The following is a 19,695-nucleotide window of genomic DNA, read 5'->3' on the forward strand; positions in this document are numbered from 1 at the left end:
TTAAGCTCCATTCTTTAAAATCGCCAGTCTATAAACTGTCTGCAGACTCCGGTTTCTTAAGATTACGTATGCTGTGTATCAGCGCTGGTATCAGCATCACAGTAGTTATTACAACGACTGTCAGAGTCGCCCATGCCGCACCTTCAATTCCTATTTGCTTGATTAGCACAGCATCTAACACAACGTTGCTTATACCCGCAACAATATTAATGTAAAAGTTCAGTTTTACCTTTCGTAAGCTGGCGAGCAAATTGCTCACGTTAACTCTAAACGTAGATGACACGAAGTAGTTAACTGAAAGGATTCTGAATACTGTAACTGCACCGATATACTTAGCACCCCATAATAATTTTATTATCCACGGAGCTAGAATAAATAGCAATCCGGCAATAACAAAATTCATAATAGCTGTAATTCCGAGTAGACGTTTTGCGTTGGTCTTTGTCCACCCGTACTCCATGTTATGCTCTGCGAAATACGGATATACGAACATCACGACACTATTTGGTATAACTATCAAGGCCTCGGGTATTGTTGCCGCAACCTTATATATAGCGATCTTTTCAGGACTCACTATTATATAACCTATCAAAAATACGTCCATCAGTATCAACAGGTTTGAAATCATCGTGTTTGCGCACACATATGCTGAATACTTAATCAGTTCAAGCTTCTGATGCTTTGAAAGGTAATGTGCGTTCCTGAGTGTCCTGATTGAGTAAAATCTCATCCCGAAGAATGAAGTAATTATCGTAGCAAGGTAAAGAGCAATGATAATTCCACTTACTTTTATATAATAAGCTCCGACAATCTCAACAACCATATAAATGAAGGCGTTGAGGTTTGATAAAAGAGCGAATCTTTTGTTCTCTCGCTTGCATCGCATCAACAAACAATAGTACTGATATATGTAGTATGTTAACGGGTACAGCGAGTATGCCATCAACACAGGTCTTGCCGCATCCACCTTTAACGGTGCAAAGAGGGCGCATATGAACACGCCTATCGCTATTGCAAAGTTAAAGAGCATTCCGAATTTAAGCGAAAACCAATAGTAAGCTTCTTTTTCTTTTTCTGGTCTCTGCTCCGAGCAGAACTGCAGCATTCCGTATATAATGCCCATTCCGTTCAGGATCAAGAAGAAGGACATGATGTTATCCGCATATCCGAAAACGCCATATTCATGCTTTGTTAGGAACCTGACTACAAAGACATTTCCAATAAACGTAAACACCTTATTGAGGAGCCCAGATCCCATTATATGCACTAAGCCTTTCTGGTATATAAATTTAATTTTCTCCTGCATACTTATTGACCTAAAAACTCCTTAATCACCGATACAGCTTCATCCACATCCTCATCTGAAATGTATGGGTGGATCGGTAGGGACAGAACCGTATCGCAAAGTTTATTCGTCACCGAGTAGTCTATCTCGTAATTTTTCTCGCCGTCAAATGCCTCCTGCTTGTGCATCTGCTTTGGATAGTAAATCATCGAAGGAATTGATCTCTCCCTGAGGAATCCCTGAAGCGCATCTCTCTGTTCTCTGCTATCAAGCTTTATCGTGTACTGCGCCCAGCTGCTCAGGAATCCTTCAGGAATTACCGGTGTAGTTACCATGCCCTTCAGAAGCTCTGTGTACTTCGCAGCTGCTGCGTTAACATCTTTTATTTCATACTCTGCAAATGCTGCCAGCTTAGGAAGAAGGATGCCCGCCTGAATAGCATCGAGTCTGGAATTCATTCCGATGCGCACATTGTCGTACTTCATCTTGCCCTTTCCGTGCACACAGTATGACCTGATGAGTTCTGCTGCTTCATCATCGTCTGTAAAGATTGCACCCCCGTCTCCGTAGCAACCGAGTGGCTTTGCCGGGAAGAACGAAGTCGTTGAGATATCTCCAAAGCTGCACGCTCTCTTGCCGTCAATCTCGCCTCCGAAGCCCTGAGCTCCATCCTCGAGGATCTTGAGACCGTACTTGTCGGCAATCTTTCTTAGCTTAACGAAGTTAGCCGGTAGTCCAAAGAGATCAACAGGAATAACTACCCTCGGCTTAAGTTCGCCGTCCGCTATAACTTCATTTATCGCTTTCTCCAGCGAAACAGAGTTCATGTTGAAAGTATCTTCATCTACGTCGACAAAAACAGGTGTAGCTCCTAGAATTGCCACAATCTCGCCGGATGAAAAGAATGTGAAGTCAGGAACGAATACAGCATCTCCTTTTCCTACTCCCCAAGCCATAAGTGCGAGTTCAAGTGCATCTGTTCCGTTTGCACATGTAACGCAGTGCTTTGTACCAACGTATGCCGCCAGCTTTTCCTCAAGCTCTGAAACCTTGCGGCCTCCGATAAATCTGCTGCTGGCAATGACTTCATCAATATGGCGATCTATATCATTTTTGAGCACAGCATACTGTTTTTTTAAATCTCTAAATTCCATTATCTTCCTCCGCTTCTACTTGAATTCGCCTCGCATATCAGTGCTTGCAAAATCTGTCAATGGAAGCTTAACCGGAACGCCTTCCTTCTGGCTCTTGTAAATAGCGAGAACCATCTCCAGTGCATTTCTCCCGGCAACTCCGTCTACGTAAGGAGCTCTGTCATCATTGATTGCTTCGATTACGTCTGCGAACAGGCTTGTGTGCCCATTGCCATATACATTGCTTGTCTCTTCCTCGAGACCCTTGTTCTTCTCGTCTTCAGCGGTCTCGTCTTTGAAATCCCACACGTCAATGGTGTTGGTGGACTTTCCACCAACCTTTACTGTTCCGTTTTCTCCAAATATATACAGTGTCTCTTCGAGATTCTGAGGATATACGTTGGTCGTTCCCTCAATTGTTCCGATAGCACCGTTCTTGAACTTAACCACAGCTACTCCGACATCCTCAGCTTCTAAATAATCATGGAACTGCTGTCTGGTTGCTCCATAAACTTCCACTACCTCGTCCCCCATCATCCATCTGAGAAGATCAATTCCGTGGATGCACTGATTCATGAGGCAGCCGCCATCTTCCTCCCAAGTTCCTCTCCATGGAGCCTGGTCGTAATATCCCTTATTCCTGTTCCAGCGGACATTGATGGATGCGTGTGATAACTTGCCGAAACGCTCTCCTTCGATAGCCTTTCTTACTTCCTGAATAGCTACGTTAAATCTGTTCTGATGACAAGCCGAGACCTTTACGTTCTTCTCCGCGGCTCTCTTTATAATCTCTTCAGCATCAGCAATATTCATAGCCATCGGCTTCTCGATAATCACGTTAATACCTGCATCGATTACATCTAGCGCAATTGATGCATGTTTTCCGCTTTCAGTCGCGATACTGACAAGCTCAAGCTCATTCTCTTCAATCATCTTTTTGTAGTCAGTATATCTCTTGATTGATTTGTCATCAACCAAGCCGTGCTTTTTGAGAATCGCTTCCATCTTCTCTGGCACGATATCGCATACCGCAACTATCTCCATATTATTATTTACTGCAGCAGTCACGTGATTTGTTGCGATTCTACCACATCCAATCAATGCATATTTCATTTACATATCCTCCGGAAATCTCATTGCTTTGTTAATTGTATTTTGCCGGGCTTATAGGAGAGAAATATTGTCTCTTTCCTTCACGTCCTTGAATGCATTGCGAGTATCGAATATTGCTACTGCATTCTTTCTAATCATCTCATAGTCAAATGCATCGTGTGCAGTCGCAACGAGTATTAGGTCATATCCCTTGATTATATCTGCGTTTATCCCGCTAATACCATTGTACCATTTACCATGTCTCTTATATTTTGAAATCCATGGATCATAGAAATCTGTCTCCGCGCCTCTGTCCTTAAGGATATCGATTACGTTAAGCGCAGGGCTCTCTCTATAGTCATCGATGTTGTTCTTGTAAGCAACCCCGAGCACTAGGACTCTGGCACCGTTGAGAGCCTTCTTGTGGTTGTTAAGAACCGATGACGCTCTATCTACTGTGTACTCCGGCATCCTGTCGTTAATAATCATTGAGCTCTCAATCATAGATGTGTGGAACCCGAATTCTCTTGCCTTCCATGTCAGATAATACGGATCCAGCGGGATGCAGTGTCCGCCGAGACCGGGACCCGGATAGAATGCCTGGAAGCCGTATGGCTTAGTCTTAGCTGCCTCGATTACCTCCCACAGTGAAATTCCCATCTTGTCGCAGAGCATTGCGAGCTCGTTCACAAGACCAATGTTGATATTTCTATAAGTGTTCTCCAGTATTTTCTCCATTTCTGCGATAGCAGGTGAGGAAACCTCGTATATTTCCCCCTCGAGAACCTCTCTATACATCGCGGAAATTACTTCTGTCGCCTCCTTACCAACTGCACCAACTACCTTTGGAGTGTTCTTTGTCTTGTAAATCAGGTTCCCCGGGTCAACGCGCTCCGGCGAAAACCCGAGATAGAAGTCTTCTCCGCACTTTAGTCCGGAGCCCTCTTCCAGTATTGGAAGCAAAAGCTCCTCTGTAGTTCCCGGATAAGTTGTGGACTCAAGCACAACCATCGTGTCACGAGACAGGTGATTGGAAATAGCCTCTGCCGATGACTTTACATAGCTGATGTCAGGTTCCTGATGCTTGTCAAGAGGAGTTGGCACGCATATTGCGATGAAATTGACATCCTTTACGAATGAAAAGTCTGATGTAGCCTTCATCTTGCCGCTCTCCACTAGCTCCTTGAGATCTTCGTTTACTACATCCCCAATGTAGTTGTGTCCCTCATTAACCATCTTAACTTTTTCTTCCTGCACATCGAAGCCGATGGTCTTGAAACCCGCCTTGGCCTTTTCGACAGCAAGCGGAAGCCCTACGTATCCCAGGCCTACAACTCCCACAGTAATGTCGCGCTTTGCGATTTTCTCGAGTAACCTTTCCTTCATGCTCATATTAATCCCCTTTTCTGACCGAGTTATCTGTTGAACCATTCGATTATATTGCCGTATTCATCAAGCTTAGCCGCTGGAACTGCCGGAACTCCCACTACAAGCGTGTAATCCGGTACATCTTTTGTCACTACAGCACCGGCTGCTACCATAGCGCATTTACCTACAGTATGACCGCACACGATTGTGGCATTTGCGCCGATGGATGCTCCTTCTTTGACAAGCGTCTTGCCATAGTTCTCGGAGCCCTTTGGGTAACGCGCTCTTGGTGTTAAGTCGTTTGTAAATACGCACGAAGGCCCACAGAAGACACCATCTTCAAGAATAACACCCTCGTATACAGACACATTGTTCTGAATCTTGACGCGGTCACCGATATGTACATTATTTGCAACATTTACATTCTGTCCCAAAGAACAATTCTCTCCGATTTTTGCACCGCTCTGAACATGACAAAAGTGCCATATTTTAGTGCCTTTGCCTATCTCGACATTATCGTCAACATAGCTGCTTTCGTGTACAAAGTAATCTGCCATTTTATTCCTCCGAAATAATCGTTTTAACTAGCTTATCTGCGGCATCCCCCACACCGTAGTAGTTTCCCCTTTCTTTAGAAATAACGGTATTATTAATTTTATCAAGTATGTCCTCCTCATCGATGTGAGCGAGCACATTATGATTTCCATTTAGAGTTTCTACCCACTCAGTCTGTTCACGCAAAGTCACACAAGGGGTATTGAGAATATACGCCTCTTTCTGTAAGCCGCCTGAATCAGTAACAACTTTAACTGCATTCTTTGTAAAATACAACATCTCAAGATATCCTATTGGTTCTACGCAAATTGTGTTTTGCAAATGCTCCTCTTCGTTAATCTGCTCAATCATCTTACACGTCCTAGGATGAGCTGGAAGAATAACAGGAGCATCAAAACTCTCGAAGGCCTTGAGAACCGTCCTAACCTTTTCAACAGAGTCTGTGTTCTCAGCTCTATGAACAGTTGAAAGATACCAACGGTCTACTTTCTCTCTCTTACCAAATATATAATGGAGCTCTTCAAAATACTGCTCTCTAGCCTTCTTGTCTATTTCTCGTGAGTAATACAGAACCGCATCACACATAACGTCACCGATTCTGTATATACCTTTTGTGATTCCCTCATTGGACAAATTCTCAATAGATGCATCTGTAGAACAAAACAGTAAATTTGAGATGTGGTCAGTTAATATCCTGTTTTGTTCCTCCGGCATAGCCATATTGAATGATCTAAGGCCGGCCTCTACATGGATTACGGGTATATGTATCTTGGATGCTGCAAGCGCTCCCGCAAGTGTGGAATTCGTATCCCCATATACCATAAGGTAATCCGGGGCTTCCTTAATCAAGATGTCTTCTATTCCGACCAGCATCTCTGCCGTTTGCCTCGCATGCGATCCCGAGCCCACCCCTAAATTGTATTTAGGCTTTGGGATATGAAGTTCTTCAAAGAATAGTTCCGACATATTAGCATCATAATGCTGACCAGTATGAACAATCACTTCGTCGCAGTGTTGTTCCAGCTTGCGCGAAACAGCAGCTGCTTTAATAAATTGTGGTCTTGCTCCAATTACGGTCACTATCTTCATCCCATGCACCTCTTTTGCTCAAATGCCTTTTCAAATTCACTTGCAATATTTTCATATGTATACTTACTCAGTACTGCTTCACGTCCGAGCATTCCCATCTTGTTCCGCTCATCTTCACTCATTGCCTGAATCTTTCTGATTGCAGCTTTTATCGCATCATTATCGCACGATTTTGTTATGATCCCGCATCCTGACTCACTCACTGGCGTTGATGGAGTTGTTATCGCCATTACGATTGGCTTTGCAGCCATCATGGAATCGAACATCTTGTTCATACAGATTCCGAATCTGTATAGCGGGGACTCAATTGTGCCTATGAATATCGCATCAAACTTGTCAATTATCGCCGGGATTATTCTCTTTTCTACCGGCGGCAAAAATGTTACGTTGTCTATCGCATTTTTCTTCGCATAACTTATTAGCTCATCCTTAAGCTTGCCCTTGCCAACCATTACTAGATGAATATTTTCATCGTTTAGTTGTTTTGTCACATCTAGCAAATTGTAGAGCCCGTATGAAAGCTCGTGGCTTCCAAAATATCCGATAATGAATTTCCCTTCTGCCTTTAGCTTATCAAAAGCTTCTCGGTGCTCGCTCGGAACCTCTCTCGTAGTGTCCCACTCATTTATTACAACACCATTGGGTATATACCTGAAGTGATTAGGCTTCATCCCATGTTCGGTCATATAATCCTTTGCATGAGGGAGAAGTGATACCACAACGTCTGATTTCTTGTATGCGTGATCCTCTGCAAACTGCATAGCGATTACAAATGGATTCTTTTTGCTCATTCCGCCCGCTTCGTAAAGTGTCAGCGGCCACATATCGTGAACCTCGTGTATGTACTTCGCACCGGCCAGCTTTGCAATTCGGTATGCCGGATACGAATCAAGCGGATAGGTAGATGATGAAATGACTATGTCCGGCTTGTAACGCTCAACTATTTCCTTCTTGTTCACAGTAAGCGCCCTGCAGAAGTGATACATGCTTAAAGCTCTGGCTATACCGTTGCTATCATACTCGTCAGTCTTAATCCATACGTACTTTACCCCATCGATTTCTTGCTCTGTAAAGTTCTCACTTATAGCCGGGTTTGTCTTTCTAAGATGAGAAAAGCTACCCGCAATAATAGTTACATTGTGCCCCGTTTTGACAAGCTCACGTGATATGTAGTACGGTCTGAACTCCATTCCCATCTCGGGTGATCCAGCGTAATGATTGATTAGAAGGATTCTCCGCCCAGTTTTCTCCATCACTCCTACGAATTTATTCGCAAGCTTGTCATATGTATATTCGCATGATACCAACTCGTGACCACGCATTCCCATATTCTTGAGTTCTTCTTCCGGAAGGTTCTTGAGTTTCTCTATAGACTTTATATAGCTTTCTACGTCTCCCGCCTTTATAACTATACCTGCGTCTGCTTTTTCAACCAGTGTCTCAGGTGTTGTCACGGAAAGAAGTAATGGTTTTCCGCCCATCATCGCGTCGAACATCTTGTTCATACAGATCCCGAATCTGTATAGCTTGGTATTTGCCGCAAAGATTGTAACGATGTCAAAATAGCTGATTAAATCGGGAATCGCGCTCTTATCGACAGCAGGTAGGAATACGACATTCTCCAAATTCTGTTCTTTAGCACTTTGCTGAAGTCTCTCTTTGTAGCTGCCGTCTCCGACCAATACAAAGCATATCTCCTTATCGGAAATTTTCTTTGCAACAGTAAGAAGCATATCCAGATTATTGGATATGGAATGCCCACCAAAATAGCCTACCACAAACTTGCCTTCGTTCTTCATTTTGCTCAATATCTGACTGTGCTTTTTAGGGATTGGAGCAGGGTTCTCCCATTCCTCCTTGATTACACCATTAGATATACAGTTGAATTTCTCTTCAGCAAGACCGTGCTGAATCATATATTCTTTTGAATGGTCAAGCAGTGACACGACCTGATCGCAGTGCCTATAAGCAAAATCCTCTGCGTGCTGCATTAGACGCACAAAAGGATTGTTTTTGGACATCCCGCCCAGCTCGTATAGAGTTGACGGCCACATATCATGGACTTCGTGAATATACTTCGCACCTGAAAGCTTAGCTATCTTATCTGCACAATATGTGTCCAGCGGATACGTTGAAGATGCTATTACAGCGTCCGGCTTATAATGTTCCGATATGTATTCGGCGTTTGCAAATAGCTTTCTACTGAATTCAAACATGCTAAAGGCTCGTGCTATTCCGTTTCGATTATACGAAGCCGTCTTAATCCACACATAACGAATACCGTCAATCATCCTTTCTTCGAAATCCTTCGAAATTTGAGGATTTGACTTTCTCAAATGCGAATATCCGCCAGCTACGATCGTAACTTCGTGCCCTTGCTTATTCCATTCACGAGATAAGTAGTATGGCCTGAACTCCATTCCCATCTCGGGAGATCCAGCGTAGTGATTAATCAGTAATATCTTCAAACTATCCTCCAATGCGCCCGCTTCAGCAGGTTAATAGAGATTGTAATTTGCATCGTTCGTTCTGTTCTATCTAATTACGGCACCAACCGTTTTCAGCATAGTCTTGATTTCCCCTACGAAGCTAAAGTTTCTCAAGGCATCAAGATTATACTTCATCTTTTCCGGCAAAACCCTTTCAACATATACCTCATCAGGGTTTTCCGCGCATCCTATAAGCTCATTTTCATCCTTGTATGTTATACTCGCCTCAGAAGTTACGCCTGCAGGAAGGAGCAGTGTTGCAAGCATCTCATTCGAGTAACACGCTACATACCTAGGCACTTCAGGTCTGGTTCCGACAAACGACATATCCCCGGTGATGACATTTAATAGCTGTGGAAGCTCATCCAGTCTGTATCTTCTAAGCTTATGCCCAATTTTGGTAACTCTCGGATCATTTTCCTGCGTAACCTGTGCGCCAAGTTTTTCGGCATTTACAACCATAGTCCTGAACTTAAAAATCCTAAATTCTCTGCCGTTAGTCGTCGCCCTCACCTGTCTGAAAAAGGCCGGACCCGGATCATCGATTTTTATCAGTATAATCAAAATCAAGAGTATTGGCGAGAGAATGATAGTCATCAGCAGCGAAATGACGAAATCAAATATCCTCTTTGCTATCAATGAGCCCTTTCTAGAGTTTAGGATGTCGTAGTATTCTTTTACTTCATCGCACCTCATGTGTTCAGGCAGGTCATTCCACTTGCATAAAACCATCTACTTAATAAGCCCCCTCTTCTTAAGGCTATCAACGAAATTCTCTATAACGTATTCATTCTGCTCATCGGTCATCGTTGAGAAAACAGGTAGCGAAATCAGATTCTCGTACTGATGATAAGCATTTGGATAATCTTTAATATCGAATCCGAGATTTTTATATGCAGTCATCATCGGGAGCGGCTTGTAATGAACGTTACAAGCAATCTCGCGTTCCGCCATATCCTGAATCACTGCATTTCTGTCATCTATGGTAGCTCCCGGAATCCTCACCAGATACAGATGTCCCGTTGAAGTCATCTCATCTGTGTAATGATGCATAACCTTGAGTCCAAGCTTTTCAAGAGCATTTCTGTAGTTCTCGTTGAGCTCCCTACGCCTCTTGAGCAAGCCATCATATCTGTCTAGCTGGGCAATTCCAATAGCCGCATTGATATTTGTCATATTGCACTTGTACGCAGGATACATTACATCGTACTCCCATGCGCCGGCTCTGTTCTTGGACAGAGCGTCCTTGGATTGTCCATGAAGCGAATACAACTGCAGCTCATGGTACAGCTCTTCGTTGTTGATGCCCTCAATGTTTCTCCATGTTAGAGCTCCTCCTTCTGCAGTTGTCAGGTTCTTAACTGCATGGAACGAAAACGAGGTAAAATCGGCAATTGCACCAGCCTTAACTCCCTTTTTTACAGAACCGAAAGCATGTGCCCCATCGGAAACTACAGCTACTCTGCCGATCGCGGCCTGTAGTTTGTTAGTCGGCTTAAATAGACTCTTCTTAGACTCTACTATATCAAATAGTCTTTCATAGTCACATACCATTCCGCCTAGGTCGACAGGGATGATAGCCTTTGTATTTTCATTTATCGCCTCGGCAACCTTGTCATAGTCCATCTCGAACTGCTCCGGCGCTGAATCGATAATTACAAGCTTCGCGCCCTTGTGTACAACCGGGCTCGCCGAAGCTGTGTATGTATATGCCGGAACTATAATCTCATCACCTTCACCGACTCCCAGAATATGAAGAACTGCCTCAAGTGATGCAGTAGCTGAAGAGAGTGCAACGGCTTTGTCAACTCCAATATACTCCGCAATTCTTATCTCGAACTCCTTAACCTCCGGACCGGTTGTAATCCAGCCGGATTTAAGAACTTCTATAACTCTATTAATCTCTAACTCTGAAATATCAGGTGGTGAAAATGGTACTTTCATCTACGATATGCCTCCTAACATTTTAAAACAACCATGTCATTATACACCCTAGTTTTTAGGCGTATATGTTGGGACTATGTTTTTGATATACCTCTTGATATCATTAGGCTCAGCCTCTACATAATCCTTGAGCTCGTTAAGCTCGTCGATGAATCGTTCCTCATCAATATTAATAGGATGCCCAATATGAATCATCTTATTTGCCGTATCCTGAAGTCCTTCTTCATCCATCAAAAGCTCTTCGAACAGCTTCTCGCCAGGCCTCAGCCCTACGTACTTAATTTCAATGTCAATTCCAGGCTTAAGTCCGGATAGTAGAATCAGATTTCTAGCCAGGTCATCAATCTTAACCGGCTTCCCCATGTCAAGCACGAATATCTCACCCCCCTTTGCAAAAGCTCCTGCCTGTAGCACAAGCGAAACCGCCTCTGGGATGGTCATAAAATATCTGATGATATCAGGGTGCGTAACTGTAACCGGCCCCCCCTCTGCAATCTGTCTTTTAAATAGAGGAATAACACTTCCGTTACTCCCGAGTACGTTTCCAAATCTAACCGCAACAAACTCCGTTTTAGACCTGTTGTTATATGTCTGCACAATCATCTCACAGAGACGTTTAGATGCCCCCATAATATTAGTGGGGTTTACTGCCTTATCTGTTGATATGAGAACGAACTTCTTAACGTTCCATTTGTCAGACGCGAGCACAATCTTCCAAGTTCCGAGAACGTTGTTCTTAATAGCTTCATTAGGGCTAGATTCCATAAGCGGAACATGTTTGTGCGCAGCCGCATGGTAGACTATATCAGGCCTATACATCTCGAATATATGGTCTATTCTTTTTGTATTTCTTACAGAAGCTATAAGCACGACAAGATTGAGCTCAGGGAATTCTCTCTTAAGCTCATTTTGTATCTCATATGTTGTGTTTTCATAAATGTCCAGCATAACCAGCTGTTTAGGATTGTGACTGGCAATCTGCCTGCAAAGCTCGCTTCCGATAGAGCCGCCGGCTCCTGTAACCATAACAACCTTGTCAGATACATACTCCATAATTCCGTCTATGTCGACTTCAATAGGCTCTCTTCCTAGAAGGTCGTTTACATCTACGTGTTTGAGCTGCGACACGCTAACATCACCGCGAATAATCTGGTATATTCCCGGGACAATCATAAGCTCGCACCCCGTCTGCTTGCATATATCGAGAATCCTTTTCTTCTCTTCGCCTGATGCAGACGGCATAGCAAGCAGAATCTGATTAATAGAGTATTTCTGAACAAGAACTTCAATATCCCTCGTCGTGCCGGCAATACGCACTCCATTCATTCTCTTTCCGGTTTTAGACTCGTCGTCATCTACTAGGCATATAATCTTTTTCTTAAGGCTAGGGTTTGCTTTAATCTCCTTAATGAGACCGGCTCCTGCAGCACCTGCACCTATAATCATAGCTCTCTTTGCTTGTCCGCGGCTATTGCCAATACCTTTGAGCTCTCTAGCCGCTCTGGCAATAAATCTCACAAAAAAAGTTATTGCAAATAAAAATCCACCGGAAAGCAAATAAAAGCTTCTCGGCATTCCGTAACTCCTTTGTTCAAAGAAAGCAAATACAGTTGTAACCATGAGTGTATATAGGACAGTTGCAACAAATACGTTAAGCATATCCCTTATACCTACATACGACCACAGGCTTGAATACATATGGCAAACTGCAAATATTACAATCCCGAGGGACATCACCACAAATTGATGACTCTTAAACATCTCCCAATATGAACCCATTGGCTCATTTAGCGAGAAGTCAAATCTTATAAAGAGTGCCAGGAATGACGAAACCTCGATTGCCACCAAATCACAGATTATAAGTAGGCTTGTCTTGATAAGAGATGCTTTATCAAAATTCAATTTGTTGTTAATATTCATATTCATGCCTGCTTTCCCTGAAGTCATCATGCATATTAGTCTCATAAATTTGCGCACACCAAATCTATCATAATATTGTACCTATTATGAACGAATTAGTCAAAAATACAAGACCTTTAAAAACTGTCAAATTATAACAAAGACTCTTTCTTTGTAATTATTTCATATTAAATCCACCGTTGCTTCATATGGCCAGCAGCTATTTTAGAATTCCCGAGCCATATTCGTAAGAATATTCTCTGCCCTCGCATTCAAACTTAAATCCTGTTGCACAATTGTCCACAACCTTAATCGCCTGAATTTTATGCAGTTCAGACTCTCTCGTTTCCAGCTTAATCGCTATATCCTTTAGAATCGTCGAACGAGTGTCTTCGATATACGATTCGTCGAATTCTCTTAGTTCGTCAAGCGTGTCAAATTCAAATATGGACTCGGTTGCATATTTTTTTAATTTCATCCGGAGCGTACCGATATGTTCAATGTATATGTCCTCCCAGAGTTTATCGATGATTTCTTCGTCTCCATAGCTCTGCTCAAGGATTTTGACGAATTTCTTGCTGAACTCCTCATCCCAAAATACGTGTCCGAGCATGTACCAAGCATCTGCTCCACCAATTTGAACGTCAGTTATGTAACCGTCCCCATCAGCCTTCATGCACCATTCCTTAGTATATCCCTCGGAGTAAATGCCACTATAAAAAGCCGTCTCTTCCGACGAGTTAAACGGATTTTCTGTAAAATAATTATCCGCTGAGCATATATACGAATTCTTAACTATATCCTTTACCGCATGAATACTCGAATGGTTGTTGCGAGTCGCATACTCACTGTTATGTACGAGTTGCACTCTGTATTTTTCCCCAAGATACTTAAACTGTTCGCCCTTGTAACCTGTAACTACATATATTTTCTCGACTCCGGCTTCCCTGAGCTGTCTTATTTGACGCTCAATCAGGACCTCGCCCTTAACTTCGATTAAAGCCTTATGTCTCTCGTAAGAAAGCGGCGCAAATCTGCTTGATGCTCCTGCTGCCAGTATTATTGCGTTATCAACCTTATGCATCTTTTGAATCCTCATGTTCTTCGCTACCATCAATCTGTATGCCACCTCTGGAAGAGTTCTCTGTCTCAGCGTTACAATCGCATTCCGCCACATTATTGCCATAGACTTCTGCCACGGCAGTTCCAGCCACTCTCCCACTTCGCGTCTTCATTAATTCGCCCGCATCCTTGAGGAAACTGACTGCGATTAACGTAATGACTGCGGCAATCGGAAAAGCCGCTATTATGCTGACTGACTGTATATTGCTCATTGAGCTTTCTGAGAACAGCAGTGCAATCGGAAGAACGATAAGCAGCAAGCACCACATAAGCTGAATCATGCGGTTCGGCGCCTCCCCATCCTTTAGCCTTCTATAGCTGTAGCACGAAGCGATGTATGCGATTGAGTCGAACGAAGTTGCGTAGAACGCAACCATGGTCAATATTAGTACTATAAGCACTGCAGTAGAACCTGGGAGCGTCTTTACGATATTGATGATGAGGTTGTACATATCACCCCTCTCGGTGTACGACTTGATGAGTGGAATGCCGTCGACTAGCTCTTTTCCGAGCGAGTAATTCCCCAGAATTATAAAGCTGATAATCGTTGACCCTGCTCCAAAGCCATATCCGCCGACGATAGTCTGTCTTACGGTTCTACCGCGAGAAATCGTTCCGATGAAGAACGGAGCAGCCACGCACCAAACCATCCAGTACGCCCAGTAATAGATAGTGTAATTCTGTGGAAACAGGGTCTTTCTCTCAGGATCTGTGAATGTTGACAGTTCGATGAAGTGCTGAATCATTCTGCCCATCGACTCTATTCCTGTATCAATGATGTATCCCGTCTTGCCTCCAAAGAACAACACGTACGCAAGCAGTCCGAAGAACAGGTAAATACATATCTTTGCAAGAATACTGATACCCTTAAATCCGTGTAACAGCGAATAAGTGTAAATTGCGCATGTTATCAGCAAAATTATTATCGAAAGAGTGATACGGCTAAGCTCAACGTGGAACACAATCTTGATGATGCTTGCCATCAACGGAGTGGCTACGCTAAACGTCGTTGCTGTGCCTGCAATGAGCGCGAACACCGCCAGAAGATCTATCAACCTGCCAACGATTCCGTCCGTGTGCTTGCCAAGAACAGGTCTGCAAGCTTCAGAGAACTTCTGCTTGTCTCTATTCCTAACGTGCAGCATAAAGCCGAACGAAACTGCCAGAACTAGATAAAATGCCCAAGGGATAAGACTCCAGTGGAATAGAGGGAATACGCCGGCCCACTCCTGAATTGAACCTAGGCTTTTAACGTGAGGATCGGTAGCATATAGCACCCACTCTGCAAAGGAGTAGAACAGGATGTCAGCCGCAAGTCCGCAGGTGAACATCATCGCGCCCCAAGTAAAGAAGCTGTACTTGGGTTTCTCATCCTGTCCGCCCAGCACTATATCTCCGTATCCGGAAAATGCCATATATAGAGAAATTGACAGAATCAACACCCCGATGATTAAGTAATATGACCCGAATCTGTCGCCGAGTACGTAACGAATGTCCGTTAAAACAGACTTTGATCTATTGGGAAACGCAAAGAACAGTACACTCATACCACATATTATCGCTAGTGGCACAAGCGTTATCACCCAATCAATTTGCTTTCTTGCAACTGATACGCCGTTTTTCTTATTCATATCGGCATTTTCCTTTCTTTTTGTAAAATCATAGACTTTCTATCAACGCTGATGCGTGTTTGTAGTATTCTTTAGCGTATCTATACTGTTTTAGCGAGTATTCTCCAAATTCTACGCCTAATTGTCTCTTATACTCACACCAATTCGACCATAGCAACCCACAGGCTGCGATATATGCATATATTTTCGCTCTAATAACATCCTCGCACTTGCCATCAAAGTACAAATCATTCAGTCTGTCGACTTCTTCCTTTGTGTACATGCTGTACAGTGAGAACATCGCCAAATCCACGTGAGGATCCTGCATACCCGCATACTCCCAGTCAATGATCCTGATATCGATTTCTCCGCTTCCACCGTCACAAAACAGGAAGTTGTCAGGCACCGCATCTATGTGAGTTAAGCACCTATGAGGGTTTAGTGACTCAATGAAATCCTTCAACTGATATATTTTATCTTTAGTCTTATTATAATCCCTATAAATCGACTTATTTTCACCCCAAAGTCCTTCATATAGGTCAATCTCCCCGAATATATCGAAGTCATGATCCACTTTTAAATCTAAATTATGGAAATTTTTAAGAACATTCATGCATTCTGCGACTTCTTTCCAGTTTTCCGGGTCACAAGTTCGGGTATTCTCTATGAATTTAGTGACTTTATACCCACTTTCTACGCCAAAGTACAGTATATCATCGCTTATCCCTTTATCTTTGATCACCTCGTACACTTGATACTCATGGCTTCTATTAATTAGTCGCTCAGTGCCTTCTCCGGGAATTCGCATGATGTATTTTTCGCCCTTACACCTAAATAGGAACGACCTGTTGGTCATGCCCTTTTTGAGGACTTCGATATTGGTAATTTCACTCGTATCTACATCAAAAACCTTGGCGAGTATGTCGATTGCATCTGACTGAAGACTCTCTGAGTCGGAGTCAAAGGCGCAAAGTTGGTCATACGTGTTGATTCCCACTGCGTAGTTTTCCGGCACCTTTTTCCCAAAAAGAATCATTTTACGAGGCCTCGTTTCTGTGTAAAGCGCATCCTCCCAGAAACAATCATCTCGATTGCTAAACTTTGTAATTCTTCGTCTCACCTCGTCGGCATCCTCGCTAGTCACATATGCTATGCCCAGCATCTTAAGTTGCTTGTTAGCAGAATTTCCAACATTGACAATCTCTTTATTTCTATTTAATTTGACTTTGCTGTGTGCGCTCTTGCTATCTGAAACCATATACCAGGAGTATGGCTCACACTGACTAAACGGATTTTCTCTAAACCAGATGTCTGACGGGATTACATACGTGTTTCCGAGATGCTTGCTTGCAAGCTTGAGAGAATGTAGATTTTCCTTACTTGCATAATCACTGTTTGTAATTAGATTTACACCATATTCATCTATAAGGTACTCAAAGCTCTCCTTCATAAAGCCGACCACAACATATATCTTGTGGATTCCTGCTTCGTGAAGCTGCCTTATAAGGCGCTCAATAAGAACCTCTCCATGAACCTTGAGCATCGCCTTCGGATAAACTGTGTTGATCGGAACCATCCTCATACCAAATCCGGCTGCAAGTATAACCGCATTTTGCGGCTTAGTACCTTCAAGCAATTCGATCGCTTTCGTCGTTATACAGTTATCCGCCCCTACGTAACCGAGCTCCTTTAGCTTAACAATAGCGCCGTTAATACTGCCCAGAGACGCACCATTAGCTTCAGCAATCTCTCTCTGCGTTGCGCCTTCGCTATTGTTCAAAGTCTTCAGAACGTCAAGTTCAGTCGTTGATAGTTTAACCTTCATATCGCATCTCACAATTTCTCATAAATTAATTGATTCATAACTCCGCTGTTCGTCATACATAATATCACCATTTTCATGAACATACAATATATACATTTAGTGAACGCAGCTGCATAACGTATTATACTTTCAAAAATTACGACATAGCATGGCACACAAAAGGACCAAGTTCTTCACCTGGTCCTTTACCCTTAGCCTGATCTATTGATATGTGCTCTTCTGTTCAGCATCTTGTGATTTGACACCTGACGGCTTACATTCGAAATGTTAACGTCTTGGATTGAAGATATTTCTGATATTCTTTGCATATCTAGTTCTTATGGCAACTATCCCTCCACTTGTATTTCCCTCCAGTGTCGTGAATGTACCATCAGGGTTCCTAGAGATCAGAAATCCAATATGATCTCTGTTTCCACTTCCACTGTTGTTTCCTTTACCAGACCAACAGAAAATGATTACGTCCCCAGCCTTTGCATCTTTGTAATCAACCCACTTGTAGTTGCTATGCATCCACTGCTCTGCATGGGGGACGTACGCTGTACTCTTGAAGTTAATTCCGCATTTGCTCATTACGTATGATACGAAAGTGTTGCACCATGCCAAAGAGCGATACTTCGTGTTTCCGTTATAATACCAATCATTGAATCTATTGCCATTCTCGCCCAGAAACTTAAGTCCGTACTTAATAACGTCATTTATCTCATTTATTTCGATAACTGCACCAGATGCATCGGCAAAGTATCTCTTACCCTTAAATGTAAATTCATTAGCCTGCATCACGCCGTCAGCATTAAACACATACGTGTGCCCATCGATTTGCTTCACAGCATCGCTTACCAGTATGTGGTTGTTTTCGAAATAGTACCAATATCCGCCAATCTGCTGCCAACCTGTCTCTGCAGCACCTGATCCATTAAAGTAGTACCACTTGCTTTCTATCTGCTGCCAGCCTGTCCTCATGATGCCCTCATTCGCACCACCCAGATAATATAGGCTTCCAGCGATTGACTGCATACCAGTTTTCATAATGCCGTACTTATCGAAGTAGTACCAACAGCCACCAACCTGTTGCCAGCCTGTCTTCGCTGCACCATCATCTGTGTCACCTAGATATAGCCATGCAGCCCTAATTTTCTGCCAGCCAGTTTTCATAGCGCCATCGTCTGCTGAACCAAAGTAATAGTTCTTCCCAGCAATCGTCTGCACGCCCGTCTCCATGTAACCAGTCTCTCCGAAGTGATACCAATATCCGCCAATATATTGCCATCCCTGCTTCATAGCGCCATCGTTTGCACCGCCGAAGTAGTAGTAACAGTTGTAAAGCAGCTGCCAGCTTATCTTCATAGCTCCATCTGTCGATTCTCCAAAGTAATAGGTTGAAGATCCAACATCGGTTAGTCCATAAGACATAGCTCCGTTAGTCTCAAAATGATACCAATATCCGCCAATCTTCTCCCAACCCGTCTTCATAGCGCCATCACCTGCCGCACCAAAGTAGTAGTAGCTTCTATTGATTATCTGCCAACCCGTCTTCATAAGACCATCGTTCGGCCCAAAGTAATACTTCTTGCCCTCAATATAGCAAAAGCCTCTCTGTATTGCGCCAGACTTATTGTAGAAACGCCAGCCACCGACTTCTTTTTTCCAGGCACCTGCAACAGGTGTTTCAGATACTGCCTCATTGCCTGCAGCATAGGCTGCTGACCTTGTCTCATGGCTGTAGTCTGTCGCCTGTGTAGCTTCTTCACTGTTAGTTTCATTCTGAGGTTCTGATACATTTTCGCTTTGTTCAGACTGAACTGCCGTTTCATTACCAGCAACTTCCTCTGTATTAGTCTCTCCGTTTTCAGCGTTTACTACCAAGCAAAAACTTAAAATAAGCATCAACATGCACATGAATGTTAATGCAATATGGCACCAATGCTTATTCGAACGAACTACATTATTAGCTATGTCGGACATTTAATGCTCCCTCCCAATTATTAAATTGAATAGACACCGTAATCTTTTTACACCATATAATACTTTTCATCTTAAATCAACCTAAAAGGATTTCCCCTAAATTGCACAAGTCGTAGGATTGTAAAACGCCTGTGATAAAAAGCCATCCAGGTAAATACCCTATGATATTTTGCATAGGCATTCTATTATCAGTATGCAGTCCTTAGATAAACGGAGATACTCATTTCTAAACATTTAAATACCCCTTCACTGCCGTCTCTTGCCTTCTTCATCAAAATTCAGCTTCAGTGCATGCTCTGTTATAAACGTCGACAACACCATC

The 19,695-nt window shown here is 43.1% G+C and carries 14 protein-coding genes; all 14 read right to left on the reverse strand.

Translation table 11 applies throughout. The features are described 5' to 3' along the window. Positions 1-28: 28 nt before the first annotated feature. Positions 29-1,306, reverse strand: a complete 1,278-nt coding sequence (locus tag HMPREF0581_RS00935) for an oligosaccharide flippase family protein (protein WP_036379480.1) — start codon at positions 1,304-1,306, stop codon at positions 29-31. Between the two features lie 2 nt (positions 1,307-1,308). Then, entirely contained in the window at positions 1,309-2,439 is a 1,131-nt protein-coding gene (locus HMPREF0581_RS00940) for a DegT/DnrJ/EryC1/StrS family aminotransferase (protein WP_036379481.1), read from the reverse strand. 15 nt (positions 2,440-2,454) lie between these two features. Next, positions 2,455-3,531 (reverse strand): Gfo/Idh/MocA family protein, encoded by a 1,077-nt coding sequence (locus tag HMPREF0581_RS00945; RefSeq protein WP_036379484.1) that lies wholly within the window; start codon positions 3,529-3,531, stop codon positions 2,455-2,457. 51 nt (positions 3,532-3,582) lie between these two features. Further along, entirely contained in the window at positions 3,583-4,896 is a 1,314-nt protein-coding gene (locus HMPREF0581_RS00950) for a nucleotide sugar dehydrogenase (RefSeq protein WP_036379547.1), read from the reverse strand. A 29-nt stretch (positions 4,897-4,925) separates the two neighbouring features. Then, entirely contained in the window at positions 4,926-5,435 is a 510-nt protein-coding gene (locus HMPREF0581_RS00955; protein ID WP_036379486.1) for an acyltransferase, read from the reverse strand. A gap of 1 nt (position 5,436) precedes the next feature. Next, on the reverse strand, positions 5,437-6,522 hold the full coding sequence (gene wecB / locus HMPREF0581_RS00960) for a non-hydrolyzing UDP-N-acetylglucosamine 2-epimerase (RefSeq protein ID WP_036379488.1): 1,086 nt from the start codon (positions 6,520-6,522) through the stop codon (positions 5,437-5,439). After that, positions 6,519-8,990 (reverse strand): glycosyltransferase family 4 protein, encoded by a 2,472-nt coding sequence (locus HMPREF0581_RS08860; protein ID WP_242835177.1) that lies wholly within the window; start codon positions 8,988-8,990, stop codon positions 6,519-6,521. Before HMPREF0581_RS08860 ends, wecB begins: the two co-directional genes overlap by 4 nt. A gap of 66 nt (positions 8,991-9,056) precedes the next feature. Beyond that, positions 9,057-9,743, reverse strand: a complete 687-nt coding sequence (locus HMPREF0581_RS00975; RefSeq protein ID WP_036379490.1) for a sugar transferase — start codon at positions 9,741-9,743, stop codon at positions 9,057-9,059. Beyond that, positions 9,744-10,955: a DegT/DnrJ/EryC1/StrS family aminotransferase gene (locus HMPREF0581_RS00980; protein ID WP_036379492.1), complete on the reverse strand. Its 1,212-nt coding sequence runs from the start codon at positions 10,953-10,955 to the stop codon at positions 9,744-9,746. It lies immediately after the preceding gene. Positions 10,956-11,003: 48 nt separating this feature from the next. Beyond that, entirely contained in the window at positions 11,004-12,875 is a 1,872-nt protein-coding gene (locus HMPREF0581_RS00985) for a polysaccharide biosynthesis protein (protein ID WP_242835178.1), read from the reverse strand. Between the two features lie 199 nt (positions 12,876-13,074). Continuing rightward, positions 13,075-13,938 (reverse strand): NTP transferase domain-containing protein, encoded by an 864-nt coding sequence (locus HMPREF0581_RS00990; RefSeq protein WP_036379495.1) that lies wholly within the window; start codon positions 13,936-13,938, stop codon positions 13,075-13,077. Then, entirely contained in the window at positions 13,931-15,607 is a 1,677-nt protein-coding gene (locus tag HMPREF0581_RS00995) for a BCCT family transporter (RefSeq protein WP_084645295.1), read from the reverse strand. Before HMPREF0581_RS00995 ends, HMPREF0581_RS00990 begins: the two co-directional genes overlap by 8 nt. Positions 15,608-15,635: 28 nt before the next feature. Beyond that, the gene (locus HMPREF0581_RS01000; protein ID WP_036379497.1) at positions 15,636-17,411 is read right to left on the reverse strand and encodes an NTP transferase domain-containing protein; all 1,776 of its coding nucleotides are present in this window, start codon (positions 17,409-17,411) and stop codon (positions 15,636-15,638) included. Positions 17,412-17,678: 267 nt separating this feature from the next. Next, positions 17,679-19,373: a CHAP domain-containing protein gene (locus HMPREF0581_RS08180; protein ID WP_051426869.1), complete on the reverse strand. Its 1,695-nt coding sequence runs from the start codon at positions 19,371-19,373 to the stop codon at positions 17,679-17,681. Positions 19,374-19,695 lie beyond the last annotated feature (322 nt).

The organism is Mogibacterium timidum ATCC 33093, assembly GCF_000525775.1.
Lineage (GTDB): Bacteria > Bacillota > Clostridia > Peptostreptococcales > Anaerovoracaceae > Mogibacterium > Mogibacterium timidum.